This window comes from Chromohalobacter sp., assembly GCF_039830575.1.
Lineage (GTDB): Bacteria > Pseudomonadota > Gammaproteobacteria > Pseudomonadales > Halomonadaceae > Chromohalobacter > Chromohalobacter israelensis.
In genome coordinates, this window is record NZ_JBDOOX010000013.1 from 167,628 (window position 1) to 192,937 (window position 25,310).

At 64.7% G+C, this 25,310-nt stretch carries 17 protein-coding genes; 13 read left to right on the forward strand and 4 right to left on the reverse strand.

The window, feature by feature from the left end; genetic code table 11:
• Position 1: 1 nt before the first annotated feature.
• Positions 2-1,336 (reverse strand): replication-associated recombination protein A, encoded by a 1,335-nt coding sequence (locus tag ABGX75_RS13270; protein WP_043558104.1) that lies wholly within the window; start codon positions 1,334-1,336, stop codon positions 2-4.
• A gap of 227 nt (positions 1,337-1,563) precedes the next feature.
• On the opposite strand from ABGX75_RS13270, the gene ABGX75_RS13275 reads away from it, so the two are divergent.
• From ABGX75_RS13275 to ABGX75_RS13305, 7 genes are all read left to right on the forward strand, one after another.
• Positions 1,564-2,109 (forward strand): hemerythrin domain-containing protein, encoded by a 546-nt coding sequence (locus tag ABGX75_RS13275; RefSeq protein ID WP_043559160.1) that lies wholly within the window; start codon positions 1,564-1,566, stop codon positions 2,107-2,109.
• A gap of 134 nt (positions 2,110-2,243) precedes the next feature.
• On the forward strand, positions 2,244-4,925 hold the full coding sequence (locus ABGX75_RS13280; RefSeq protein ID WP_011506630.1) for an MFS transporter: 2,682 nt from the start codon (positions 2,244-2,246) through the stop codon (positions 4,923-4,925).
• A 13-nt stretch (positions 4,926-4,938) separates the two neighbouring features.
• Positions 4,939-8,721 (forward strand): nitrate reductase subunit alpha, encoded by a 3,783-nt coding sequence (locus ABGX75_RS13285; protein WP_110061278.1) that lies wholly within the window; start codon positions 4,939-4,941, stop codon positions 8,719-8,721.
• Positions 8,718-10,277, forward strand: a complete 1,560-nt coding sequence (gene narH / locus ABGX75_RS13290) for a nitrate reductase subunit beta (RefSeq protein WP_347410503.1) — start codon at positions 8,718-8,720, stop codon at positions 10,275-10,277. Before ABGX75_RS13285 ends, narH begins: the two co-directional genes overlap by 4 nt.
• The gene (gene narJ / locus ABGX75_RS13295) at positions 10,270-11,049 is read left to right on the forward strand and encodes a nitrate reductase molybdenum cofactor assembly chaperone (protein ID WP_110061277.1); all 780 of its coding nucleotides are present in this window, start codon (positions 10,270-10,272) and stop codon (positions 11,047-11,049) included. Before narH ends, narJ begins: the two co-directional genes overlap by 8 nt.
• Positions 11,046-11,723 carry a respiratory nitrate reductase subunit gamma gene (gene narI / locus ABGX75_RS13300; RefSeq protein ID WP_011506634.1) on the forward strand — a complete coding sequence of 226 codons (678 nt, stop codon included), beginning with the start codon at positions 11,046-11,048 and terminating at the stop codon, positions 11,721-11,723. The genes narJ and narI overlap by 4 nt, the downstream gene beginning before the upstream one ends.
• 68 nt (positions 11,724-11,791) lie before the next feature.
• Positions 11,792-12,604 carry a peptidylprolyl isomerase gene (locus ABGX75_RS13305; RefSeq protein WP_179152144.1) on the forward strand — a complete coding sequence of 271 codons (813 nt, stop codon included), beginning with the start codon at positions 11,792-11,794 and terminating at the stop codon, positions 12,602-12,604.
• A 7-nt stretch (positions 12,605-12,611) separates the two neighbouring features.
• Here ABGX75_RS13305 and ABGX75_RS13310 read toward each other — a convergent pair whose 3' ends face one another.
• Both ABGX75_RS13310 and ABGX75_RS13315 read right to left on the reverse strand, forming a co-directional pair.
• The gene (locus tag ABGX75_RS13310; RefSeq protein WP_164915627.1) at positions 12,612-13,871 is read right to left on the reverse strand and encodes a Y-family DNA polymerase; all 1,260 of its coding nucleotides are present in this window, start codon (positions 13,869-13,871) and stop codon (positions 12,612-12,614) included.
• 10 nt (positions 13,872-13,881) lie between these two features.
• Positions 13,882-14,319, reverse strand: a complete 438-nt coding sequence (locus ABGX75_RS13315) for a phage repressor protein (protein WP_011506637.1) — start codon at positions 14,317-14,319, stop codon at positions 13,882-13,884.
• A 222-nt stretch (positions 14,320-14,541) separates the two neighbouring features.
• Between ABGX75_RS13315 and ABGX75_RS13320 the strand changes: the two genes are divergently transcribed.
• From ABGX75_RS13320 to ABGX75_RS13345, 6 genes are all read left to right on the forward strand, one after another.
• Positions 14,542-15,435: a LysR family transcriptional regulator gene (locus ABGX75_RS13320; protein WP_128690427.1), complete on the forward strand. Its 894-nt coding sequence runs from the start codon at positions 14,542-14,544 to the stop codon at positions 15,433-15,435.
• Entirely contained in the window at positions 15,432-16,235 is an 804-nt protein-coding gene (gene murI / locus ABGX75_RS13325; protein WP_347410502.1) for a glutamate racemase, read from the forward strand. The genes ABGX75_RS13320 and murI overlap by 4 nt, the downstream gene beginning before the upstream one ends.
• Before the next feature lie 67 nt (positions 16,236-16,302).
• On the forward strand, positions 16,303-17,424 hold the full coding sequence (gene trmA / locus ABGX75_RS13330; RefSeq protein WP_043558109.1) for a tRNA (uridine(54)-C5)-methyltransferase TrmA: 1,122 nt from the start codon (positions 16,303-16,305) through the stop codon (positions 17,422-17,424).
• 169 nt (positions 17,425-17,593) lie between these two features.
• Positions 17,594-22,432, forward strand: a complete 4,839-nt coding sequence (locus ABGX75_RS13335) for an NAD-glutamate dehydrogenase (RefSeq protein WP_011506641.1) — start codon at positions 17,594-17,596, stop codon at positions 22,430-22,432.
• 241 nt (positions 22,433-22,673) lie between these two features.
• On the forward strand, positions 22,674-23,723 hold the full coding sequence (locus ABGX75_RS13340; protein WP_035410255.1) for a hypothetical protein: 1,050 nt from the start codon (positions 22,674-22,676) through the stop codon (positions 23,721-23,723).
• A 125-nt stretch (positions 23,724-23,848) separates the two neighbouring features.
• Positions 23,849-24,856 (forward strand): quinone-dependent dihydroorotate dehydrogenase, encoded by a 1,008-nt coding sequence (locus tag ABGX75_RS13345; RefSeq protein ID WP_179152139.1) that lies wholly within the window; start codon positions 23,849-23,851, stop codon positions 24,854-24,856.
• 144 nt (positions 24,857-25,000) lie between these two features.
• On the opposite strand, the gene rmf is transcribed toward ABGX75_RS13345, so the two are convergent.
• A complete protein-coding gene (rmf, locus tag ABGX75_RS13350) occupies positions 25,001-25,207 on the reverse strand; it encodes a ribosome modulation factor (protein WP_035410249.1) in 207 nt (68 codons plus the stop codon).
• Between the last annotated feature and the right edge of the window lie 103 nt (positions 25,208-25,310).

Consider the following 25,310-nt stretch of genomic DNA (forward strand, 5'->3'; position numbering starts at 1 on the left):
CTCATGACGATGCATCGGCCTGGGCGTCGAGCTCGGCGCGCCAGGCCTGCATCTGCTTGAAACGCTTTTCCTGGCCGTATTCCGTGGGCGCGAAGAAGGTGGCCGCGGGAAGCTCCGCGGGCCAGCAGTCGTGTGCCCGGCCGGCGGGGTAACCGTTGGGTTCGTTGTGTGCGTAGCGGTAGCCTTCGCCGTGGCCGAGGGACGCCATCAGCTTGGTCGGGGCGTTGCGCAGATAGGTGGGCACCTCGAAGTCGGGGTGCGCGGCGACGAACTGCTTGGCGGCATTCCAGGCCTGGTCGATGGCGTTGCTCTTGGGGGCGATGGCGAGATGCAGCGCGGCATGCGCGATGGCGCGCTGGCCTTCGTAATCGCCCAGGCGCAGATAGGCGTCCCAGGCCGCCATCACCAGCGGCAGGGCGCGGGGCTCGGCGTTGCCGACGTCCTCGGAGGCGATGGCGGCGAGGCGGCGGACCACGTCGAGCGGATCGCCGCCGCCTTGCGTGAACTGGGCGATGTACAAGAGCGCGGCATCGGGGCGTGACGAGCGTATCGATTTGTGGATCGCCGAGAGCAGGTCGTAATAATGGTCGCCCTGCTTGTCGAAGGCACTGGCCTGGTGCCCCAGCACTTCGTGCAGCGCCTGCAGGGTCAGGCGCTCGCCACCCTCGGTGGGCTCGGCGAAGTCACAGGCGGTCTCCAGCAGGCCCAGGGCGCGTCGTGCGTCGCCCGAGGCCGAGCGCGCCAGCGTTTCCAGTACACCCTCGTCGGCCTCGATATGGCGTTTTCCGAGGCCGCGCTCCGTGTCCGCCAGGGCCTGGTGCAATACGCGCAGCAGGTCCTCGGTTTCCAGCTTGCGCAACACGTAGACGCGCGCCCGGGAAAGCAGCGCCGAGTTGACCTCGAAGGAAGGGTTCTCGGTGGTGGCGCCGATCAGTGTCAGCAGGCCGGACTCCACGTGGGGCAGCAGCGCGTCCTGCTGGCTCTTGTTGAGGCGGTGGATCTCGTCGAGGAACAAGAGCGTCGGCTGGCCGCGCACTTGCCCCTCGCGCGCACGCTCGACGGCGGCGCGGATGTCCTTGACGCCGGCCATCACCGCCGAGAGACGTTCGAGCATGGCGCCCGAGGCATCGGCGAGGATGTCGGCCAGGGTCGTCTTGCCCACGCCCGGCGGTCCCCACAGGATCATCGAGCGTACCGCGCCGCTTTCCGCCATGCGGCGCAACGGCTTGCCGGGGCCGACCAGAGCTTCCTGTCCGACGTAGTCGTCGAGACGGCGCGGCCGCATCCGGTAGGCCAGCGGTGTGTTATCGGGTTGGGATGAAGCGAACAGGTCCATGTGTATGCCATCGTGGGTGAGTCGAGTCGCCAAAATCGTATCTAGACTTTCGGCCAACAGGCGTAATCCTGTCATACCCGCTAGGGTAAAACATTCGAGCCCCGGTAGGGTGTTGTTCCCATCGGGGGGAGCGGGAGTCAATGAGGACTCTCGCCTAAACTGGCAAATAGGCTGCCGGATACCCCGCGCTGCCACGCGCCGACTGCAAAGGAGGCCTGTCCATGCCCATGCTGACCCAATTGCGCCAAGACCATGCCAACATGGCGCGTTTGCTGCACGTATTGCAGCTTAAGCAGAAGACGCTGGCGGAAGGCGAGCGTCCCGACTTCCAGATGATGCGCGAGGTCGTGGATTACATTCTCGATTACATGAGCGGCTTCACCGCCCCGCTCGAACGGATGTGCACCGAACAGTTGAACACACGGGCGCCGGAGGCCAACGGGCTGTGCCAGCGTCTGTCCGAGGATTATCGGGCGCTCAACGCCCGCCTGGCCCGGCTGTCCCAGAATCTCGACATGATCCTGATGGATGCGGTAGTGCCGATGGACCAGTTCAGCGAGGATCTCAAGGCCTACCTGGAGTCGCACCGTGCCTACCTGCGCAGCGAGCGCGAGGAGTTGTTCCCGCTGATTCGCGAACATTTCGACGAGGACGACCTGGACCAACTGGCGAAAGCCCTGCCCGAAGGCGCGGAAGCCGAGCTGGCCCGTCTGCAGGAAGCCTATCCGTTGCTTTATGCCGAGTTCCGCGAGGCTCCCTCGCCATTGAATTGAGGCAGTCTTGGGCATGCGTCATGGCGTTGGCTCGACGTTGTCGATCATTGAGCACTTGATCTAAATCAAAAAGCCCTTTGCCTCCCTGTCAGAGAATGGCGCATGCCATGTGACTGGCGCAGGGAGACAACGAGATGGCCAACGCCAACACGCACAATGAACAACGTCGTGCTCTAGGGCTTTCCACGCTGGCCTTCACAGTGTGTTTTGCAGTATGGACGCTGTTTTCCATACTCGGTTTGCAGATCCGTCAAGAGTTCGCGCTGTCGGACACCCAGCTCGGTCTGCTGATGGCGACGCCGGTGCTCACCGGATCGATCAGCCGCCTGTTTCTGGGCATTCTCACCGACCGCTTCGGTGGGCGCTGGGTGTTCAGCCTGTTGATGCTGGTCACCGCCGGCTGCGTCTACCTGCTGACGTTCGCCAACAGCTATCCCATGCTGCTGCTTGCCGCCTTGGGGATCGGCCTGGCCGGCGGCTCGTTCATCGTCGGCGTGGCGTACACCTCGGCCTGGTTCGAGCGCGAGCGGCAGGGCACGGCGCTAGGCATCTTCGGCGCCGGTAACATCGGCGCGGCGGTGACCAACTTCGGTGCTCCTTTCCTGCTGCTGACATTGGACTGGAGAGGAGCGGCGCTGGTCTATGCAACGGGCCTGGCGGCGATGGGGATAGTCTTCCTGCTGCTGGCCAGGACCGATCCGCAGAGCGAGCGACGGCGTGCCGATGCCGTACCACTCACGCAACAGTTGGCGCCACTGGCCGAGCTGCGCGTGTGGCGGTTCTCGCTGTACTACTTTTTCGTCTTCGGCGGCTTCGTCGCCCTGGCGCTGTGGCTACCGCATTACCTGGTCGAGGTCTACGGCCTGAGCATTACCGCCGCCGGTATCGTCGCGGCGCTGTATACCATCCCGGCATCGCTGTTTCGCATCCTCGGCGGCTGGCTCTCCGACCGCTACGGGGCGCGGCGGGTGATGTACTGGACCCTGATTGTCTCGGTGGCATGCAGCTTCCTGCTCAGCTATCCGCCGACCCACTACAGCGTGCAAGGCGTTCGCGGCACCCTGGAATTCTCGTTTGCCATCAATCTGATCGGCTTCATTGCGCTGATCATGGTGCTGGGCTTCTTCATGTCGCTGGGCAAGGCAGCGGTGTTCAAGCACATCCCCAGCTACTATCCCCAGCATGTCGGCGCGGTCGGTGGCGTGGTGGGCATGGTCGGCGGCCTGGGCGGTTTCTTTCTGCCGCTGACCTTCGGCATGCTCAACGATGTGGTGGGCATCTGGCAGAGCTGCTTCATGCTGCTGTTCGTGGTCTCCGGCGCGGCGCTGGCATGGATGCACTACGCGATCCTGCGTGCCAGTCGCCAGGAGTGGCGCAGCGGTCACGAGGTCACCGACCTGCCGGAGCTGTCCACGCCCAGCCGCTTCGTACTCCAGGATTGGCGCCCCGAGGATCCGGATTTCTGGGCCGAGAAGGGCAGGCGCATCGCCACGCGCAACCTGTGGATCTCGATTCCCAACTTGCTGCTGGCCTTCGCAGTGTGGATGGTCTGGTCGGTGGTGGTGGCCAAGCTGCCCCAGGTGGGCTTCGACTACAGCTCCAACCAGCTGTTCTGGCTGGCTGCGCTGCCGGGCCTGTCCGGCGCCACATTACGCATCTTCTACAGTTTCATGGTGCCGATCGTCGGCGGCCGGCGTTTTACCGCGCTGTCCACTGCCTCGCTGGCGTTGCCGGCGCTATGGATCGGCTTCGCCGTGCAGAACCCCGAGACCCCCTATCTGGTGATGCTGATCCTGGCACTGCTGTGCGGTTTCGGCGGCGGCAACTTCGCCTCGAGCATGGCCAACATCTCGTTCTTCTATCCCAAGCGCGAGAAGGGCAACGCTCTGGCGCTCAATGCCGGGCTGGGCAACCTCGGTGTCAGTGTCATGCAGTTCCTGATCCCGCTGGCGATCACCGCCGGGGTGTTCGGTGCACTGGGTGGCGAGCCTCAGGCCCTGAACGACGGCGATCGCATGTGGCTGCAGAACGCCGGTTTCGTCTGGGTGCCGTTCATCCTGCTCGGTGCCGTGGCGGCATGGTTCGGCATGAACGACATCGCCAGCGCCAGATCCTCGTTCAAGGATCAGGCGGTGATCTTCAAGCGCAAGCACAACTGGCTGATGTGCGTGCTCTACACCGGCACCTTCGGCAGCTTCATCGGCTACTCCGCGGGCTTTCCACTGCTGGCCTCCAACCAGTTCCCGGAGGTCGACGTGCTGCAGTTCGCCTTCCTGGGACCCCTGGTGGGCGCGTTGTCCCGCGCCGGCACCGGCTGGATCTCCGACCGTTTCGGCGGCGCCCGAGTCACCCTGTGGGTGTTTGCGGCGATGATTGCCTGCGTGGCCGGCGTGCTGTTCTTCCTCGGCATCAAGGACCAGCCGGGGGCGTTCTGGGGTTTCTTCGCCATGTTCCTGCTGCTGTTCTTCTTCACCGGGGTGGGCAACGCCAGCACCTTCCAGATGATTCCCGAGATCTTCCGCCAGGAGGTGGCGCGGCTGATGCCATCGCTCGATGCGGACGCCCAGCGCCAGCAGAGCGAGAAGGAGTCGGCGGCGACCATCGGTTTCACCTCGGCGATCGCCGCCTACGGTGCCTTCTTCATTCCCAAGACGTTCGGCAGCTCCATTGCCCTGACCGGTGGTGCCGAGATGGCGTTGTACGGCTTCATCGTCTTCTACGCGATCTGCGTGGGACTGACCTGGTTTTATTACACACGCACCAACGCCGAGATCCGCTTTCAGGCGGACCGCCTCGTCATGAACCCGAGCCGCTGAGGAGAGATGCCCCATGAGCCATTTCCTGGACCGCCTGGCGTATCTGAAACGTCGGCCCGAGCCTTTCGCAGGCGGGCACGGTGAAACGCGCGATGAGAACCGCGAGTGGGAGAACGGATACCGGCAGCGCTGGCAGCACGACAAGGTCGTACGCTCCACTCATGGCGTGAACTGCACCGGATCGTGCAGTTGGAAGATCTATGTCAAGAATGGCCTGGTCACCTGGGAAACCCAGCAGACCGACTATCCGCGTACCCGTCCGGACCTGCCCAATCATGAGCCACGTGGCTGCCCGCGCGGGGCCAGCTACTCCTGGTATATCTACAGCGCCAACCGGCTCAAGCACCCGCTGGTGCGCAAGCCTCTGCTCAAGCTGTGGCGGGAGGCCTTGGAAGCCAAGGGCGATCCGGTGGAAGCCTGGGCCTCCATCGTCGAAGATCCGGCCAAAGCCAGGCAGTACAAGAGCGCCCGCGGCATGGGCGGCTTCGTGCGCGCCGACTGGGACGAGCTCAACGAGCTGGTCGCCGCCTCCAATGTCTACACCGCCAAACAGTATGGACCGGACCGCATCATCGGCTTCTCGCCGATTCCGGCGATGTCCATGGTCAGCTACGCGGCGGGCAGCCGCTATCTGTCGCTGATCGGCGGTGTCTGCATGAGCTTCTACGACTGGTACTGCGACCTGCCGCCGGCCTCGCCGATGACCTGGGGCGAGCAGACCGACGTACCCGAGTCCGCCGATTGGTACAACGCCGGCTACATCATCGCCTGGGGTTCCAACGTCCCGCAGACCCGTACCCCCGACGCCCACTTCTTTACCGAAGTGCGCTACAAGGGCACCAAGACTGTCGCCATCACGCCGGATTATGCCGAGGTGGCCAAGCTCACCGACGAGTGGCTCTCCGCCAAGCAGGGCACCGATGCCGCCCTGGCCATGGCCATGGGGCACGTCATTCTCAAGGAGTTCCACCTCGACAGGCCCAGCGCCTATTTTACCGACTACGTGCGGCGCTACAGCGACATGCCCTTCCTGGTCGAGCTCGAGGCCCGCGAAGACGGCAGCTACGCGCCGGGCCGCCAGATGCGCGCCAGCGACTTCGAGGCGAGCCTGGGCCAGGGCAACAACCCCGAGTGGAAGACCGTCGCCTGGGACGAGACGCGCGACCGGCTCGTCGTGCCACGCGGTTCCATCGGCTTCCGCTGGGGCGAGGCAGAAGGCAATCAGGGCAAGTGGAACCTCGAGCCGCTGGACGCCGACGGCGCCGAGATCAAGCCGCTGCTGACCCTGGCCGAAGCCCATGACGAGGTGGCGAAGGTCGCCTTCCCCTACTTTGGCGGTATCGCCCATGAGCACTTCGAGCACGTGAAAAGCGGGGGCGCCAGTGACGAGCTGCTGTTCCACAGCCTGCCCGCCAAGCGCCTGACCAGGGCCGACGGCAGCGAGGTCCTCGCGGTCACCGTGTTCGACCTGATGTGCGCCAACTACGGCATCGACCGTGGCTTTGGAGAAGACGATGGTGCCACTGCCTTCGACCAGCTCAAGCCCTATACCCCGGCCTGGCAGGAGAAGATCACCGGCGTGCCCGCCGAGCAGTGCCTGCGCATCGCCCGGGAGTTCGCCGCCAATGCCGACAAGACCCGGGGGCGCAGCATGATCATCGTCGGTGCCGGCATGAATCACTGGTACCACATGGACATGAATTACCGCGGCTTGATCAACATGCTGGTCATGTGCGGCTGCATCGGCCAGAGCGGCGGTGGCTGGTCACACTACGTGGGGCAGGAGAAGCTGCGTCCGCAGACCGGCTGGCTGCCGCTGGCCTTCGGCCTCGACTGGCAGCGGCCGCCGCGACACATGAATTCCACGTCTTTTTTCTACAGTCACTCTTCCCAGTGGCGCTACGAGAAACTCCAGATCAAGGAGATCCTCTCGCCGCTGGCCAATCCGGCCGACTACTCCGGCAGCCTGATCGACTTCAACGTGCGCTCAGAGCGCATGGGCTGGCTGCCCTCTGCGCCCCAGTTGGGGACCAATCCGCTGCGCCTGGCCCGGTCCGCTGCCGAAGCGGGCATGCATACCGCCGACTACACCGTGGACCAGCTGAAGCGCGGCAAGCTCGCCTTCGCGGCGGAGGACCCGGATAACCCCCAGAACTTCCCGCGCAACCTGTTCATCTGGCGCTCCAACCTGCTGGGCAGCTCCGGCAAGGGGCACGAGTACATGCTCAAGTATCTGCTGGGGACCCGCCACGGTATCCAGGGCAAGGACCTGGGCGATGCAGACGGCCAGAAGCCCGAAGAGGTCAAGTGGCATGCCGAAGCGCCCGAGGGCAAGCTCGACCTGCTGGTGACCCTGGACTTTCGCATGTCGACCACCTGCCTCTACTCGGACATCGTGCTGCCCACGGCGACCTGGTACGAGAAGGACGATCTCAATACCTCCGACATGCATCCCTTCATCCATCCGCTGACCGCAGCCACCGACCCGGCCTGGGAATCGCGCAGTGACTGGGAAATCTTCAAGGGCATCGCCAAGGCCTTCTCGAAAGTCTGCGTCGGACACCTGGGGGAGGAGACCGACCTGGTCACTCTGCCGCATCAGCACGACTCTCCCGCCGAACTGGCTCAAGTGGAGGTGAAGGACTGGAAGAAAGGCGAGTGTGAGCCAGTGCCCGGCAAGACCATGCCGGCGCTGATCGAGGTCAAGCGTCATTACCCCGAGACCTACGAGCGCTTCACTTCCGTGGGACCGCTGCTCGAGAGCATCGGCAACGGCGGCAAGGGCATCGGCTGGAACACCGAGCAGGAGGTGGAGCTTCTCGGCAAGCTCAATCATCGCAAGCTGGACGGTCCGCACAAGGGACGTCCACGGATCGAGAGTGCCGTGGATGCCGCCGAAATGATCCTGACGCTGGCGCCAGAGACCAACGGCCAGGTGGCGGTGAAGGCCTGGGCGGCGCTCTCCCGGATCACCGGGCGTGACCACACCCACCTGGCGCATCCCAAGAAGGAGGAGAAGGTTCGCTTCCGCGACATCGTCGCGCAGCCACGCAAGATCATCTCCAGCCCGACCTGGTCCGGTCTCGAGGATGAGCACGTTTCCTACAACGCCGGTTATACCAACGTCCACGAAATGATTCCGTGGCGCACCGTCAGCGGCCGCCAGCAGTTCTACCAGGACCACCCCTGGATGCGTGCCTTCGGCGAAAGCCTGCTGGTCTATCGCCCGCCCATCGACACCAAGGCGGCGGTGAGCGTGGCCGGGCCCGATGGCGCCGTGAGCAAGAGCAACGGCAATCCGGAGATTGCCCTGAACTGGATCACGCCGCACCAGAAGTGGGGCATCCACTCGACCTACTCGGACAACCTGCTGATGCAGACCCTCTCAAGGGGCGGCCCCATCGTCTGGCTCTCCGAGGATGATGCCGGCTCCATCGGCGTCGAGGACAACGACTGGATCGAGCTCTACAACGCCAATGGTGCCATCGCGGCCCGCGCAGTGGTCAGTCAGCGGGTCAAGAACGGCATGGCAATGATGTACCACGCCCAGGAACGGATCCTGAACATGCCGGGTTCCGAAATCACCGGCACGCGGGGCGGCATTCACAACTCGGTGACGCGCGTATGCCCCAAACCGACCCACATGATCGGTGGCTATGCCCAGCTCTCCTACAGCTTCAACTACTACGGCACCGTCGGCTCCAACCGCGACGAGTTCGTCATCGTGCGCAAGATGAAGAAGATCGACTGGCTGGATGGCGAAGGCAACGACTACGAGCAGGAGGCCGTGAAATGAAGATTCGCTCCCAGGTCGGCATGGTCCTCAACCTCGACAAGTGCATCGGCTGCCATACCTGCTCGGTCACCTGCAAGAACGTCTGGACCAGTCGCGAGGGCGTCGAGTACGCCTGGTTCAACAACGTCGAGACCAAGCCCGGCATCGGTTATCCCAAGGAGTGGGAGAACCAGCACAGATGGAAGGGCGGCTGGCTGCGCCGCAAGGATGGCCATATCGAGCCGCGTATCGGCGGCAAGTGGCGGGTGCTGGCGAATATCTTCGCCAACCCCGACTTGCCCGAGATCGACGACTACTACGAGCCATTCACCTTCGATTATGAGCATTTGCATACTGCCAGGCAGGGTGAACATCAGCCCACGGCCCGGCCGCGTTCGCTGATCTCCGGCCAGCGCATGAACAAGATCGAGTGGGGACCCAACTGGGAAGAGATTCTCGGTACCGAGTTCGCCAAGCGCCGTCGTGACGCCAACTTCGAGCAGGTGCAGGCCGATATCTACGGCCAGTTCGAGAACACCTTCATGATGTACCTACCGCGGCTCTGCGAGCATTGCCTGAACCCGACCTGCGTGGCGTCCTGTCCGAGCGGGGCGATCTACAAGCGCGAGGAAGACGGCATCGTGCTGATCGACCAGGACAAGTGCCGCGGCTGGCGGATGTGCATCTCCGGCTGCCCGTACAAGAAGATCTACTACAACTGGAAGAGCGGCAAGTCCGAGAAGTGCATCTTCTGCTACCCGCGCATCGAGGCCGGTCAGCCGACCATCTGCTCCGAGACCTGCGTGGGCCGTATCCGCTACCTGGGGGTGTTGCTCTATGACGCCGACCGCATCGAGGAAGTGGCAAGCTCGCCCGACGAGCAGGATCTCTACCATCGCCAGCGCGAGATCTTTCTCGATCCCCACGATCCCGAGGTGATCGCCCAGGCTCGCAAGGACGGCATCGCCGACAGCGTGATCACCGCCGCCCAGCAGAGCCCGGTCTACAAGCTGGCCATGGAATGGGGCCTGGCGCTGCCGCTGCACCCGGAGTATCGCACCCTGCCGATGGTCTGGTACGTGCCGCCGCTGTCGCCGATCCAGTCTGCCGCCGAGGCCGGCCAGGTCGAGTACGACGGCGTGCTGCCGAAGGTCGAGTCGCTGCGCATCCCGGTGAAGTATCTGGCCAACCTGCTGACCGCCGGCGAGGAGGCCCCTGTGGTGCTGGCGCTCAAGCGTCTGATGGCGATGCGGATTTACATGCGCGGCAAGCATGTGGAAGGCCAGGTGGATACCTCCGTGCTGGACGAGGTCGAGCTGAGCGAAGCTCAGGTAGAAGACATGTATCGCTATCTGGCCATCGCCAACTATGAGGATCGCTTCGTGATCCCCACCAGCCACCGCGAGATGGCCGTCGATGCCTTCCCCGAGCGCGGCGGCTGCGGCTTCAGCTTCGGCAACGGCTGCCACGGTGGTGACAACGACGCCAGCCTGTTCGGAGGCCGCAAGCAGACCACCACCCTGGTTCGACCGGTGGAAACCTATGATCCGCAAGCCGAGGAGGCCCGTCATGGCTGATACCGTTCCCGATATGGCGTCGCTCGGTGGCATGCGTAGCCTGCGCGTGCTGGCACGGCTGCTGGATTATCCCTGCGAAGCGCTCCAGGCCGCGGCCGACGAGATGATCGAGGTGCTCGATGCCGAGCGCCGATTATCGGCATCGCACCGTACGGCCCTGGTGGAATGGTGCCGGCGACTGATGAATGCCGATCTCATGGATCTGCAGGCCGAGTATGTGGCGTTGTTCGATCGTGGACGCAACACCTCGCTGCTGCTCTTCGAGCACGTCCACGGCGAATCCCGAGATCGCGGCCAGGCCATGGTCGACCTGCTGGCCGAGTACCGCACCGCCGGTTTCGAACTCGATGCCCGCGAGCTGCCGGATTACCTGCCGCTGTTCCTGGAGTATCTCTCGACCCGGCCGGAGGCCGACATTGGCCGCTGGCTGGGCGAGATCCGCCATATTCTGGCCTTGCTCGCCGCCCGCCTCGAGGAGCGCGATGCCGATCATGCCTTGGTGCCCCTGGCACTGCTGGCGCTGATCGGGGCGGAGGAGGATGTCGCGTCCCACCGCGACACAGCGAAGGGGGAAGCACCGGACCATACCGCCGACGCCCTGGATGCGGTCTGGGAGGAAGAGGCAGTGCGCTTCTCCGCCGAGTCCGACCGGGACTGCGCCCTGCAGTCCGCAGAGGGACGCAGACTCAACGAGCGCAAGAAGATGACGCAAAGCGAAGCGGTGAGGGTCCTGGATCCTGTCGCCCGTCAGGCACGAGGAGATTCGCCATGAATTATCTCAACGAACTGTTGTTTGGCCTCTATCCCTATGTGGCGGGCACCGTCTTCCTGATCGGCAGTCTGCTGCGCTTCGATCACGGCCAATACACCTGGAAGGCCGGTTCCAGCCAACTGCTGGACCGAAAGCGAATGCGTCTGGGCAGCAACCTGTTCCATATCGGCATACTCGTCATCCTTGTCGGTCACCTGGTCGGCCTGCTGACTCCGCATTGGGTTTACGCGCCCTTCATCTCGGCCGGACACAAACAGGTTCTCGCCATTCTGGTCGGCGGCATCGCCGGGGTGATGTGCCTGGCGGGAGGCATGATCCTGCTTCACCGTCGTCTGACCAATCCGCGTGTGCGCGCTTCGTCGAGCCGTGCCGACATCTTCATCCTGGCGCTGTTGATGGTGCAGGTTAGCCTGGGGCTCTTGACCATTCCCTTCGCCATGCACCATCTCGACGGCGGCGTGATGCTGCTGCTGGCGGATTGGGCGCAGTCGATCGTGTTCTTCAAGGGAGGCGCCGCCGAGCATCTCGCCGAGGTCGGGGGGATCTACAAACTGCACATCCTGGTGGGACTGACCATCATTCTGGTCTTCCCCTTCACTCGCCTGGTGCATGTCTGGAGTGCACCACTGGGGTATCTCGGACGGCGTTATCAGGTCGTCCGCAAGCGCGGCTGAAGCGGGCCTTGCCAACGGAAACGCTCCCGATCGTCGGAACGGTTGAGAAGAACTTCAAGGATTAAGCCATGCAGAAGATTGCTATCGAGCAGATTCCGGGGCGCGCCAGTCTCGCCCCCGTGCGGGTCGGCGAGATCTCCATCGATGAGGCCGCCATCGCCCGGGAAACGCAATATCACCCGGCGGAGAGCGCCGGCGATGCTCGGTACAAGGCGGCCCGTGCCCTGGCGGTGCGCGAGCTGCTGCGTCAGCGTGCCGGGCAGTTGGGACTGGCGGTGGAAGGCGAGTCGAATATCGAGGCCTCCATTGCCGCGCTGCTGGAGCGCGAGCTGGAAGTCCCCGAGCCCTCCGAGGCCGACTGCCGCCGCTTCCACGCCGCCCACGCCGAGCGCTTCAGCGAACCCACCCGTCTCAGGGTGCGGCATATCCTGCTGGCGGCGGCGCCGGACGATGCCGAGGCCCGTGATACCGGTTACCGTCTGGGTGAGACGCTTATCACGCAATTGAGCGAATGCCCCGAGCGCTTCACCGAGTTCGCCCAGCGCCATTCCGCCTGCCCCTCGAAGGACCAGGGCGGCGAGCTGGGCTGGCTGGCGCCCGGCCAGACGGTGCCCGAGCTGGATCGTGCCCTGCAGCACCTGGCGACCGGGCTCCATGCACGGCCGCTGGCCTCCCGCTACGGCTGGCACCTGGTGAGCCTCGACGCCCGCGAGGAGGGGCGGGCGCTGCCCTACGACGCGGTCGCCGAGCGGGTCCGGCACAGCCTGCGTGAACAGGCCACCCGCCGCGCCCTGCGCCACTACCTGCTGGCGCTGGAGGATGACATCGGTCTTCAGGGGTTTCGGCTCGACGAACAGGCAGATGGCTCCTTGATGCAATGAGAGCCTGTCACCTGGCGCGTGCCCGAGGCAGCTCGTCCCAGCGCGTGGTATAGCAGGCCGAACGGTAGGCGCTGTTCATCTGCCAGGGGGCGTCGGCGGGCTGCGGACCCAGGGTCAGCGCCTGGCGGCCGTAACGGGCGCGAATGGTATCCCAGGCATGCATCAGCGCCTCCTGCCGTGCCGGCTCGGCGCCGTCGAAGAGCGTCGTCTGGCTCTGCCGACGGGGCGTCAGCTCGGTGAGCATCACCCCCAGTTTTTGATAGGCCGCAGGCTGCCAGAGCCGTGCGAGCAGGCGTTGTGCCGCGCGGTTGAGTTGCTGGGTATCGGCGCTGGGAAAGGGCAGCGCCGCCCATTCGCAGGCCTGGTGGAAACTTCCGGCATGATGCGGGTTGGTACGCATGTATACGCCGATGGCCGAGGCTTGCATGGCATCGCGCCGCAGCTTTTCGCCGGCGCGCTGGCAATGATGGCGCAAGGCGCCGGCCAGGGAGGCGCGGTCGCGCAGTGGCTGACCGAACGAGCGCGAACAGAGGATGCTGCGGCGTGGCGTTTCCAGGTCGCCCATCGACAGGCAGGCCTGGCCGTTGAGTTCGGCGGCGGTGCGCGCCAGTACCACGCTGAAGCGCCGCCGCAATACGCTGTCCGGCGTCTCGCGCAGGGCGGCGGCGGTCACGATGCCCATGCCGGCCAGGCGTGCGTTGAGGCGCTCGCCCACGCCCCAGACCTCGCGGGGCGACAACCGGGCCAGGTGGGCTGCCAGTTCGGGTGCGTCGGCGCTTTGCCACACGCATACCTGAGGGCGTGTCGGCTGTGTCTTGGCCTGGCGATTGGCGAGCTTGGCCAGGGTGCGCGTCGGCGCGATGCCGATGGACACCGGCAGGCCGACCTGGCGTTGCACGCTGCGCACCAGGGTCGCGCCGAGGGCGTGCCAGTCCTCGCGCATGCCGCGCAGATCCAGGAAGCATTCGTCGATGGAGTAGGGCTCCAGCGTGGGAACCTGCTGTGCCAGTACCTGCTGCACGCGTGCCGAGAGGTCGCCATAGAGCGTGTAGTTGGAGGATTTCAGCACGATGCGCCGGCGTAGATGCGGGGCGATCTTGTGGGTCGGGATGCCCATCGGGATATCGAGCGCCTTGAACTCCTCGGAGCGCGCGATGACGCAGCCGTCGTTGTTGGACAGCACACCCAGGGGAACGCCTTCCAGGCGCGGCTCGAACAGGCGCTCGCAGGCGGCATAGAAGTTGTTGCAGTCGATCAGCGCGAACATGAACGAGCGCCTATTCCTCGCCCTCGGCGGGCAGTGCGTGAATGACATAGCAGATGACGCCCCACAGGCGAGCGTCGTCGGGATCGAACGGCAGCGCCGCCAGGCGCGGCTGCGACGGTGCGAGGTACAGCCGCGACTGACGGCGCTCGAGGCGCAGCACGCTGAGTTCGCCGTCGATCACCGCGACCAGCCAATGACCGGGGCGCGGGGAGATCGCGCGGTCGATGACCAGTAGATCGCCGTGATGCAGGCCGGCGTGGCGATGGGCATCGCCTTCCAGGTGCATGAAGAACGTCGACGCGGGACGCCGCACCAGATGACGATGCAAGTCCAGCGGGGCCTCGCGGTAGTCGTCGGCGGGGGAAGGAAAGCCACTGGCCCCGCGCGACAGCGCCTCGCTCGAGGCTGGCGTCGGCGCGGCCGCGGGCGCGATCGGTGTCATGGGCATGGCAGGGCCTCGCGAACGAAATGGTCGATACTGTAAAAATAAACAGTATCTCTCCCGGAGGCAAGCCGAACCGTCTCATCCGGCCGGCGGGTCAGGTAGAATGCGCGCAGACGTTTTCGAGCACGTTCGTCCAGAACAGTCGTTACGAAAAGTCGTCAAGAACAGTCGCCAAGAACAATCGTCAAGAACCGTCGTTACGAGACGTCGATACGAGGGAGCCGTATGGACCGCCTGCAGGCGATGCACATCTTTCGTGCCGTGGTCGACGCGGGGAGCTTCGCCGGTGGCGCGCGCAAGCTGGAACTCTCCAACGCCATGGTCAGCAAGCAGATCGCCAAGCTGGAAGCCAGCCTGGGGGTGCGGCTGTTGACGCGTACCACGCGGCGCTTGCAGCTGACCGCCGAGGGCGAGCGCTATCTCAACGGCGCCAGCCGCCTGCTCGACGAATTGCAGGAGCTGGAAACGGGCCTCGGCGAGCAGCGTGGCGAGGTGCGCGGCAAGCTGCGTCTCTCCGCACCGCTGGATTTCGGGGTGCGCGCGCTGATCCCGGCCCTGCAGGCCTTCGAGTGTCGTCATCCCGCGGTGATGCTCGACGTCGTGCTCGAGGATCGGCGCGTCGATCCGGTGGCCGAGGATTTCGATCTGGTGGTGCGCATCGGCGAGCTGGAGGACTCCAGCCTGATCGCGCGCCCGCTGATGGACATGCCGCGCCACGTGTATGCCGCGCCGTCGTACCTGGCGCGTCACGGGACCCCGACGCATCCCGCCGACCTGCGCGGGCATCGTTGCCTGCACTACAGCCTGGCCCGCGAAGGGCAGTACTGGCACTTCCAGGTCGAGGGCGCGCCGTATCGGGTCCGCATTCGCCCGGTCATGGCCTGCAACAACGGTCGCGCCCTGACCGAAGCCGCGATACGCGGCATGGGCCTGGTCTACAAACCGGCGTTCCTGGGCGAACCGGAAGTCGAGGCCGGACGCCTGGTGCGCGTTCTCGATGGCTTCAGCGTGGCACCGATCAGCGTGCACCTGCTGTATGCCGAGCGTGAATTCATCCCCGCACGTTTGCGGGCGCTGGTGGACACCTTGCTGGCACACTTTGCGGAGGATCGCGCATGACGGCGCCGATCCTGATCTTCGACTCCGGCGTCGGCGGGCTGTCGGTGGTGGGGGCCTTGCGGGCGCGCCTGCCCGGCGCGGCGCTGGCCTATGTCTGCGACAATGCGGCCTTGCCGTACGGGACCAAGCCCGATGCCTGGCTGGTCGCGCGCATCGTGGCGGCGTGCCGCGCGGCGGTGGCGGCCAGCGGCGCGTGCGCGCTGGTGGTGGCCTGCAACACGGCCAGCACCTTGGCGCTGCAGGCGCTGCGCGAGAGCCTGACGGTCCCGGTGATCGGCACCGTGCCGGCGATCAAGCCTGCCGCCCAGCTCTCGCGCAGTGGCGTGTTCGGGCTGCTGGCGACCTCGGCGACGGTATCGCGTCCTTATACGCAGCGCCTGATCGGCGAGTTCGCCACGCATTGCACGGTCATCCGGCTGGCCGCCGATCCGCTGGTGGCGCAGGCCGAGCGGGTGCTGGCCGGGCGTGCGCCCGACGAGGCGGTCATCGCCGCGAGCCTGGCGCCCTTATGGGAAGCGCCGGACCTCGATACCGTGGTGCTGGGGTGCACGCATTTCCCGCTGCTGCGCGAGACGCTGGCGGCCCAGGCACCGCGTGACGTGCGCTGGATAGACTCCGGCGACGCCATCGCGCGGCGTGTGGCGCAGGTGGTGACGCCCGCTCCGTGCAACATGCCCGGCGCGGGCGAGAGCTGGGCCAGTGCGCCTTACCGGCCGGGGCTGGCGCGGGCTCTGGCGGAATACGGTTTCAGCGCGCCGCGTGCCTTGTCGCTGCCCGACGTTTTCTCGGACAGAGCTTGATCCGCTGATATTCATGAGGCGGTATCGCCGTGGGCGAGACCGCGAGTTTTCGTTGAAAGGAGTTTTCGTGGCCGTACCCGTCGTCGAACCCGAACGTTACGAGGCCCAGCTCGACGCCAAGCGCGAGCGTGTCACGGCGCAATTCGCGCGCTTTTCACCGCCGGCGCTGGAGGTCTTTCCCTCGCCGCCGAGCCATTACCGTCAGCGCTGCGAGTTTCGGCTGTGGCATGAAGGCGATGACCTGTTCTATGCCATGTTCGAGGTCGACCCGAGCGACCCCAAGCGCAAGGAGGTGATCCGCCTCGACGACTATCCTGTGGCCAGCGAGCGTATCAACGCCCTCATGCCGGCGTTGCGCGAGGCCCTGCTGGCCAGCGACGTGCTGCGGCGCAAGCTGTTCCAGGTGGAGTTCTTGACCACCTTGAGCGGCGAGGCGCTCGTGACCTTGATCTATCACCGCCAGCTCGACGCGGCGTGGGAACAAGAGGCACGCGCGCTGCAGACGACGCTGGGCGTATCGATCATCGGCCGGGCACGCAAGCAGCGCCTGGTGCTCGATCGTGACCATGTCTGGGAGCGCCTGCAGGTCGAGGGGCGCGAGTTCGTCTATCAGCAGGTGGAAAACAGTTTTACCCAGCCCAATGCCGCGATTTGCCAGTCGATGCTAGGCTGGGCGCGGGACGTGACCCGCGAGAGCCGCGAGGGCGACCTGGTGGAATTCTACTGCGGCAACGGCAATTTCACGGTGGCCCTGGCCGAGAACTTCCGGCGCGTGGTGGCCACCGAAATCTCCCGGACCTCGGTGGCGTCGGCCAACGTCAATCTCGAAGCCAACGCCGTGGCCAATGCCGTGGTGGCGCGCATGTCCGCCGAGGAATTCAGCGCCGCCCTGGCCGGCGAGAAGACCGGGCGGCGGGTGGCGGCGCTGGCGCTCGACGAGCACACCTTCACCACGGCCTTGGTGGACCCGCCGCGGGCCGGACTCGATGCGCACAGCTGCGAGCAGCTCAAGGTCTATGAGCGCATCGTCTATATTTCCTGTAACCCGGATACGCTCGAGGCGAATCTCGAGCAATTGAGTGCCACGCATGTCGTGACCCGTTTCGCATTGTTCGATCAGTTTCCGTACACCGATCATTGCGAATGCGGCGTGTTGCTGGAGCGCCGGGCGCCGGCAGCGCGCGCGTGAGACCCCATGCACAACCGGCATACGCCATGAGGGAGCGTCACATCGGTGGGGTCGAGGGCGCGACAGGAGTAAGCTCGTATCACCGTGGCGATGCGTGCGGGAGAGGCATGCATCGCCGAAGGATCATTCACTGGCCGCGACACGCGGCCGGTCGTAGCCGAGGTGCTTGATGCAACACGTCGCGATCGAGGGCAAGGAAGACTTTCTCGCCCAGCTCAAGGAACAACTGGCCAAGCGTCTGCCGCAGGACAAAGTGCAGCGGATCGCCGCGTTCGCCGAGGATCTGTATGCCTCGGCGCCCTTCGAGGAAGCCGCGGAGCGCGGCCTCGACGATATCTACGGTGCCACGTTGTCGGCATGGCATTTCATGCAGACGCATGATCCCCGCGATGCCAAGGTGCGCGTGTTCAACGCCGACTTCGAGGAACACGGCTGGCAATCGCCGCACACCGTGGTGGCCGTGCTCCACGAGGACATGCCGTTTCTGGTCGACTCGGTGCGCATCGAACTCAACCGGCGCGGCCTGACGGTGCACGCGATTCACAACGCCGTGCTGGCGGTGGAGCGTGATGCCAAGCATCACCTCAAGCGTGTCACCTCGACCGAGGCCAAGGATGCACCGTCGGCACGCGAATCGATCATCCTGGTCGAAGTCGACCGCCACTCGGATGCGGCGACCCTGGATGACCTGCACGAGGGTCTCGAGGAAGTGCTGCGCGACGTGCGCGCGGCGGTCGAGGACTTCGACCCCATGCGCGACCAGGTGCGTCAGGCAATCAAGGAACTCAAGGCCAAGCGTCCCAAGCAGATCAAGGCCGACGATCACAAGGAAGCCATCGCCTTCCTGGAATGGTTGCTCGACGATCATTTCACCTTCCTGGGCTACGACGAATACGAGGTGGTGCAGGAAGACGGCCAGGATCGCCTGCGTCAGATCCCCAAGAGCGAGCTGGGCGTCTTCAAGCTCGATCAGCCGCGTTATCGCGAGCGGATCACGACCGACGAGGGCATCGAGGACGATCAGTACGTGCTGGTGCCGGAGCTGTTGTCCTTCGCCAAGAGCGCCTACCACGCGCGCGTGCATCGCCCCGCCTACCCGGATTACATCTCCATCGATCGTTATGACGAAGAGGGCCGCGTGGTCGGCGAGCGGCGCTTTCTGGGGCTTTACACCTCGACGGTCTACAACGAGTCGCCGCGCAATGTGCCGGTGCTGCGCAAGAAGATCGAAGCCGTCATCAAGGCGGCGGGCGTCAATCCCAAGGGTCACAACGGCAAGCAGCTGACGCAGATCCTCGAGGTCTATCCGCGCGACGACCTGTTCCAGATCGACACCGACGAGCTGGCGCGTACCGTCTTCGGGATCCTCAACATCCGTGAACGGCGCAAGGTTCGACTGTTCATTCGCGAGGACCGCTTCGGTCAGTTCTATTCGTGCCTGGCATTCGTGCCACGCGACGTGTTTTCCACCGAACTGCGCGTGCGCATCCAGAACATGCTCTGTGAGGAGCTCGACGCCACGTTCGGCGATTTCAACACCTACCTTTCCGAGTCGGTGCTGGCGCGCATTCAGTTCATTCTGCGCTTCAACGGCGAGCGCCCGGCCGAATATGACGTGCGGCGGCTCGAGAAGAAGATTGCGGCCCTGTCGCGGAGCTGGCGCGACGATCTGCAGTCGGCCATGGTCGAAGGCTATGGCGAGGAGCAGGCGAACCGCTTGATGCAGCAGTATCGCGAGGCGTTTCCCAGCAGCTACCGCGAGGACTTCTCCGCGCGTACCGCCGTCTACGATATCCATCATCTCAGCGAGCTGGATGCACCGGCGCCGATCAGCCTCAGCCTGTACCGGCTGGTCGAGGAGAACATCGACGGGGTCAACCTCAAGCTGTTCCACGCCGACCACCCCATCCCGCTCTCCGATGTGCTGCCGGTGCTCGAGAACCTGGGGCTGAGGGTGATCAGCGAGCGTCCCTACGATATCCAGTGCCCCGAGCGGACCTACTGGATTCACGATTTCACGCTCGAGCATCGTGGCGACGGCGTCGTCAATCTGCAGGAAATGCGTGACGTGTTCATCGAAGCGTTCACGCGGATCTGGACCGGCGATGCCGAGAGCGATGCCTTCAATCGTCTGGTCATCGGCGCCAACCTGGCCTGGCGCGAGGTCGCCGTGCTGCGTGCCTATGCCCGCTATCTCAAGCAGTTGCGGTTCGGGCTGTCGCAGGACTACATCGCCAACACCCTGGCGAGCCATCCGGAGATCACCCGCGAGCTGGTGACGCTCTTCGAACTGCGCTTCGACCCCGACGACACCGCCAGCGAGGACGAGGTCGACGAGTGCGTGGCCCGCATCGAGGGTTTGCTCGATCAGGTGGCCAGCCTCAATGACGACCTGCTGCTGCGCCGTTACGTAGCGCTGATCCAGGCCACGCTGCGGACCAATTACTATCAGCAGCGCGAAGACGGCGAGCCCAAGGACTACATCGCCTTCAAGCTCGAGCCGACGCGGGTGCCGGACATGCCCAAGCCGCGACCGATGTTCGAGATTTTCGTCTACTCGCCGCGTGTCGAAGGGGTACATCTGCGTGGCGGCAAGGTCGCGCGCGGCGGGCTGCGCTGGTCCGACCGCCACGAGGACTTCCGGACCGAAGTGCTGGGGCTGGTCAAGGCGCAGCAGGTCAAGAACGCGGTGATCGTGCCGGTGGGCGCCAAGGGCGGCTTCATCTGCAAGCGCATGCCCGAAGGCGCCGATCGCGACGTCGTGCAGAAGGAAGGCATCGCCTGCTACCAGATCTTCATTCGCGCCCTGCTGGACGTGACCGACAATCTGGAAGGCGGCGACGTGGTACCGCCCGAACGCGTCGTGCGTCACGACGATGACGACCCCTATCTGGTGGTGGCCGCCGACAAGGGCACCGCCACCTTCTCGGACATCGCCAACGCCATCTCGCTGGAGTACGGCCACTGGCTGGGCGATGCCTTCGCCTCCGGCGGCGAGCATGGCTACGATCACAAGAAGATGGGGATCACCGCCAAGGGGGCGTGGGAATCGGTCAAGCGCCATTTCCGCGAAATGGGCCTCAATACCCAGGAAACGCCCTTCAGCGTGGTGGGGATCGGCGACATGGCGGGGGACGTGTTCGGCAACGGCATGCTGCTGTCCGACAAGATTCGCCTCGTGGCCGCCTTCAACCACCGGCACATCTTCGTCGATCCCGACCCGGATCCGGCGGCGTCGTTCAAGGAGCGTCAGCGGATGTTCGAACTGGCGCGCTCGAGCTGGGAAGACTACGACACCTCCTTGATCTCCAAGGGCGGGGGCGTGTTCTCGCGTGATGCCAAGTCGATCACCATCACGGCCGAGATGAAGAAGGCCTTCGACATCGAGGCCGGCAAGCTGTCACCCAACGAGCTGATTCGCGCGATTCTCGTGTCGCGTTATGACCTGCTCTGGAACGGGGGCATCGGGACCTACGTCAAGGCCGCCGACGAGACCCATGCCGATGTCGGCGACAAGGCCAACGACGCCCTGCGCGTCGATGGCGGCGAGCTGCGCTGCCGCGTGGTCGGCGAAGGCGGCAACCTGGGGCTGACCCAGCGCGGTCGCATGGAGGCGGCGGAGAAGGGCGTGCGCGTCAACACCGACTTCATCGACAACGCCGGCGGGGTCAATTGCTCCGACCATGAGGTCAACATCAAGATCCTGCTCGACGACATCGTCAAGCGCGGGGACATGACCGACAAGCAGCGCAACCAGATGCTGGCGGAGATGACCGAGGAAGTCGGGGAGCTGGTGCTGCGCGACAACTATCGTCAGACCCAGGCGCTCTCGCTGTCGGAAATTCTCAGTCAGCAGGGCATGGGACCGTATCGCCGCTTCATCAACGAACTGGAAGCCGCGGGCGGCCTGGATCGCGAGCTGGAGTTCCTGCCTTCCGACGAGGTGCTGATCGAGCGCGCCAATGCGGACAAGGGGCTGACGCTTCCCGAACTCTCGGTGTTGATCTCCTATGCCAAGAGTGCCCTGAAGACCGATCTGATCGCCTCCGATCTGCCGGACAACCCGCACGTGCAGCGGCACATGGCACGCGCCTTTCCCCATACGCTGGTCGAGCGCTTCTCGGACGAGATGTATCAGCATCGCCTGAAGCGCGAGATCACCGCCACGCAGATCGCCAACGACCTGGTCGATCACATGGGCATCTCGTTCGTGCGGCGTCTGCGCGATTCCACGGGCGCCTCGCGTGCCGAGGTGGCGCGTGCCTACATCATCGCGCGTGACTGCTTCAATCTCGAAGGGCTCTGGGAGCAGATCGAGGCGCTCGACTATCAGGTCGACAGCCAGGTCCAGTACGGCATGATGCTGGACCTGATGCGCTTGCTGCGTCGGGCCACGCGCTGGTTCCTGCGTCACCGCACCAGCCAGGGCATTCAGGAGGCCATCGAGTACTTCGCGCCGCGCGTCACGCAATTGCAGGAGAACATCGGCAAGCGCCTGCGCGGCGAAGATCGCGAGACGTGGGATACGCGCCGCGATGAGCTGGAAAAGGCCGGAGTGCCCCAGCGTCTGGCGAGCGTTATCGCGGCGGCCGGCAGCCTCTACGCCGGTCTCGGCATCATCGAGGCGGCGCGGGCCACCGACGAGAAGGTGCAGCGCGTGGCCGAGGTCTACTACGAGATCGGTCATCGCCTGGAGCTGCCGTGGATGAACGGCCAGATCAATGCCCTGAAGGTGCGCGACAGCTGGCAGGCGCAGGCGCGCGAAACCTTCCGCGACGACCTCGATCGCCAGCAACTGGCGCTCAGCATCAGTGTGCTCAAGATGGAAGGCGCGCCGCGTGACGTGGAGCCTCGCGTCGACCAGTGGCTGGAGCGGCATGCCGGGCTGGTCGAGCGCTGGTGCGGTCTGCTCGACGAAGTGCGTTCGGGCTCTCAGGGCGGCTTCCCGTTGTTCGCCGTGGCCATTCGTGAGCTGGTCGATCTCGCCGAGAGCAACGGCGAGGGGTGACTCCGGTCACGCCACCCCGAGCGCCATGTTCGGGGTGGCGTCGTTGGCGAGGCTGATAGCGTCAGGTAAGGTGGCATGACGTCGTGGCGTGGCGTTTGCCGGTCGCTTGCGCATCGCCTCTCATCGTGACGACAAGGCAGCACAATTTTCCTCCCAGCCGAGCCTGCAAAAGAGGCATGGGCGTTTAGGTCTCTGATATGCTGTGCCCCGACTCAGGTTCGAAGCCAAGTAGAGAAGCCCCATGAATCATCGCGTGATTACCACAATGCTTGTGGCCTTGGGACTGGCCGGAACGGCGCAGACGGCCATGGCGCAAAGCGCCGCGCAACAGAAGGCTCAGGAAGCGGCGGCCAAGATCGACCTTACCGATTTCTTGCAGTCGAGTTCCGACGCGCGCAGCCAGAGCTTTTTCTTCGGTGGGACGCAGACGCACCCTTTTACCGTCGAAAAGGCCGGGCGCTATCAATTCCGCAGCTCGACCCTGCCGGGCGACTCCGATGACTATCGTATCGAAGCGACGCTGCTCGACGCCCAGGGCAATGAAATTGCCTCGGAATCGGGGCTGGGTCAGAACGATGGCTTGACCATGGAGCAGCGCCTGGAACCTGGCGATTACATGCTGCGTGTATCCGGTCAGAAGTTCGGCACCAAAAAGACGGGAGGCAACAGCTTTGTTGTCACCGTCAGTGGTCTGGATGCCCAGGGCAACCGGCTGTCGAACGATGAGAGCGGCGTCGACGACGGTGGCGGCATCATGTTCGGCGGACCCGGCAAGGATGGTCGCACTACGGCCTTCGTCGATGACGAAGATGCCGTGGCAACCATCGCTGCGCCGCGCCCTGAAGCGACCGAGGCAGCCTCCGATGTGGCCGCCGGCGCCACGGCGTCATCGGGGGCCGCAGCAAGCAGCGATAATGATGGAGCTGCCGCGCAATCGGGTGACGAAGAGGACCTGCCGCAGGCGTTCGATGAAATCGTGGCCGATATCGCGATTCGTCAGCGCGGTGAAGTGCTCAGCTTCGATGTCGCCGAGGCAGGCACCGTGTCGGTGACCAGCTCGACCTTCCCCGGCAACGAAGGCACCTACCGTCTCGAGGCACGTATTCTCGACGAGAGCGGTGATGTCGTCGCAAGCGATGCGGGCGAGGGTTTCGAGGGCGACTTCGATATCGAGACCACTCTGCAGCCCGGGCGTTATCACATCTGGGTGAAGGGCCAGAAGTTCGGCTCCGCGATGAGTGGCGTCAACAACTATACGTTGCGTGTGCAGCAGCTCGACACGCAGCCGTAAGCGACGCCCGAGTGTCGATGCAGGGCCCGTCTCGCCGCATGGCGAGGCGGGCCCTGCGCTTTTGCATGCGCATGAGCTATACTAGCCGCCCGCCGTTTCCCGCTTTTCGTTTCGCCCGAGGACTCATGTACCCGCTGGCTCGCTCGCTACTGTTCCGTCTCGACCCCGAAACCGCTCACGGTCTCGCACTCGCTTCGCTGTCGGGGGCACATCGCCTCGGCCTGACCAAATGGCTCGGCGGCGAACGCGTCGAGGCACCGGTGACGCTCATGGGCCTGACGTTCCCCAATCGTGTGGGGCTGGCGGCAGGGCTCGACAAGAACGCCGAGCATCTCGATGCGCTGGGTGCGCTGGGGTTCGGCTTCGTCGAAGTGGGCACGGTGACGCCGCGTCCGCAAGCGGGCAATCCCAGGCCGCGTCTGTTTCGCGTGCCGGAACGCGGCGCGATCATCAACCGCATGGGATTCAACAACGCCGGCGTCGACCGACTCGTCGACAACGTGCGCAAGAGCCGGTACGCGGGCGTCATCGGCATCAACATCGGCAAGAACCTGGATACCCCGGTGGAACGCGCGGTGGACGATTACCTGACGTGCCTGCGCAAGGTGCATGCCCACGCGCATTACGTCACCGTCAATCTGTCGTCGCCGAACACGCCGGGGTTGCGCAACCTGCAATTCGGCGAGCATCTGGATGCGTTGCTGGGGACGCTGCGCGAGGAAAAGCGCCGCCTCGACGAGAGCCACGGCCGGACGGTGCCGCTGGCCGTGAAAATCGCGCCGGACATGCAGGCCGAGGAAGTGGCGCTGGTGGCGCGTTCGCTGGCTGACCATGAAGTGGACGCGGTCATCGCCACCAATACCACGATTGCGCGCGACGCGGTCGAGGGGCTGGCACATGCCGAGGAGTCGGGCGGCCTTTCCGGGCGGCCGGTATTCGAGCCTTCCAATGCGGTGATTCGCGAGTTGCGCCGACACCTGCCGACGCTGCCGATCATCGGCGTGGGCGGTATCGACAGCGGTGATGCGGCGAAGGCCAAGCGCGAGGCGGGCGCGGATCTCGTCCAGATTTATACCGGCTTTATCTACCGTGGGCCGTCGCTGGTGGGGGAGTGCGCGCGGGCATTGACATGACGGCGGGATGGCAAGGCGTCGTGGAAGCCGGTGGTGGAGCGCGCATGGCGGTCAACGCATGGCAACTAAAAAGGCCCGCGTCGCGGGCCTTGTCGTGGACCTGTCAATGGGGCGTTGAGCCAGGTGCCACCGAGGGTTCTTTCATCACAGTACCATGGGGTTCTTGTGGATGCCGGAAATCCCCGTCATGCCGGCCCACTGGTCCCCGCGACCTTCACGCCAACCGCTCATCCAGTATTCGCGGAGGTTGATGTCCTGGCTTGGGCAGTCATCGCGAGAGCGCCCTGTCATGCCAGCCTTGTATCCGTGAACATAAGCACGCTGGAAGCGATCACGTTTCTGTCGTTTCATCGGATGGCCTCTTTCAAGAACCTATTGTTGAGATCTGACAGTACATGCCGACAATGGGGGACCCATCACCGCCATGAACCGGGACGTCCGGACACGAAACGCA

What these genes read in the sequence shown, in the direction of transcription:
- rmf (WP_035410249.1), bottom strand. Translation starts at nt 25,207, where the DNA reads ATGAAACGACAGAAACGTGATCGCTTCCAGCGTGCTTATGTTCACGGA.
- ABGX75_RS13335 (WP_011506641.1), top strand. Translation starts at nt 17,594, where the DNA reads ATGCAACACGTCGCGATCGAGGGCAAGGAAGACTTTCTCGCCCAGCTC.
- murI (WP_347410502.1), top strand. Translation starts at nt 15,432, where the DNA reads ATGACGGCGCCGATCCTGATCTTCGACTCCGGCGTCGGCGGGCTGTCG.
- ABGX75_RS13315 (WP_011506637.1), bottom strand. Translation starts at nt 14,319, where the DNA reads ATGCCCATGACACCGATCGCGCCCGCGGCCGCGCCGACGCCAGCCTCG.
- ABGX75_RS13345 (WP_179152139.1), top strand. Translation starts at nt 23,849, where the DNA reads ATGTACCCGCTGGCTCGCTCGCTACTGTTCCGTCTCGACCCCGAAACC.
- ABGX75_RS13285 (WP_110061278.1), top strand. Translation starts at nt 4,939, where the DNA reads ATGAGCCATTTCCTGGACCGCCTGGCGTATCTGAAACGTCGGCCCGAG.
- ABGX75_RS13320 (WP_128690427.1), top strand. Translation starts at nt 14,542, where the DNA reads ATGGACCGCCTGCAGGCGATGCACATCTTTCGTGCCGTGGTCGACGCG.
- narJ (WP_110061277.1), top strand. Translation starts at nt 10,270, where the DNA reads ATGGCTGATACCGTTCCCGATATGGCGTCGCTCGGTGGCATGCGTAGC.
- ABGX75_RS13280 (WP_011506630.1), top strand. Translation starts at nt 2,244, where the DNA reads ATGGCCAACGCCAACACGCACAATGAACAACGTCGTGCTCTAGGGCTT.
- ABGX75_RS13340 (WP_035410255.1), top strand. Translation starts at nt 22,674, where the DNA reads ATGAATCATCGCGTGATTACCACAATGCTTGTGGCCTTGGGACTGGCC.
- ABGX75_RS13270 (WP_043558104.1), bottom strand. Translation starts at nt 1,336, where the DNA reads ATGGACCTGTTCGCTTCATCCCAACCCGATAACACACCGCTGGCCTAC.
- narI (WP_011506634.1), top strand. Translation starts at nt 11,046, where the DNA reads ATGAATTATCTCAACGAACTGTTGTTTGGCCTCTATCCCTATGTGGCG.
- ABGX75_RS13305 (WP_179152144.1), top strand. Translation starts at nt 11,792, where the DNA reads ATGCAGAAGATTGCTATCGAGCAGATTCCGGGGCGCGCCAGTCTCGCC.
- narH (WP_347410503.1), top strand. Translation starts at nt 8,718, where the DNA reads ATGAAGATTCGCTCCCAGGTCGGCATGGTCCTCAACCTCGACAAGTGC.
- ABGX75_RS13310 (WP_164915627.1), bottom strand. Translation starts at nt 13,871, where the DNA reads ATGTTCGCGCTGATCGACTGCAACAACTTCTATGCCGCCTGCGAGCGC.
- ABGX75_RS13275 (WP_043559160.1), top strand. Translation starts at nt 1,564, where the DNA reads ATGCTGACCCAATTGCGCCAAGACCATGCCAACATGGCGCGTTTGCTG.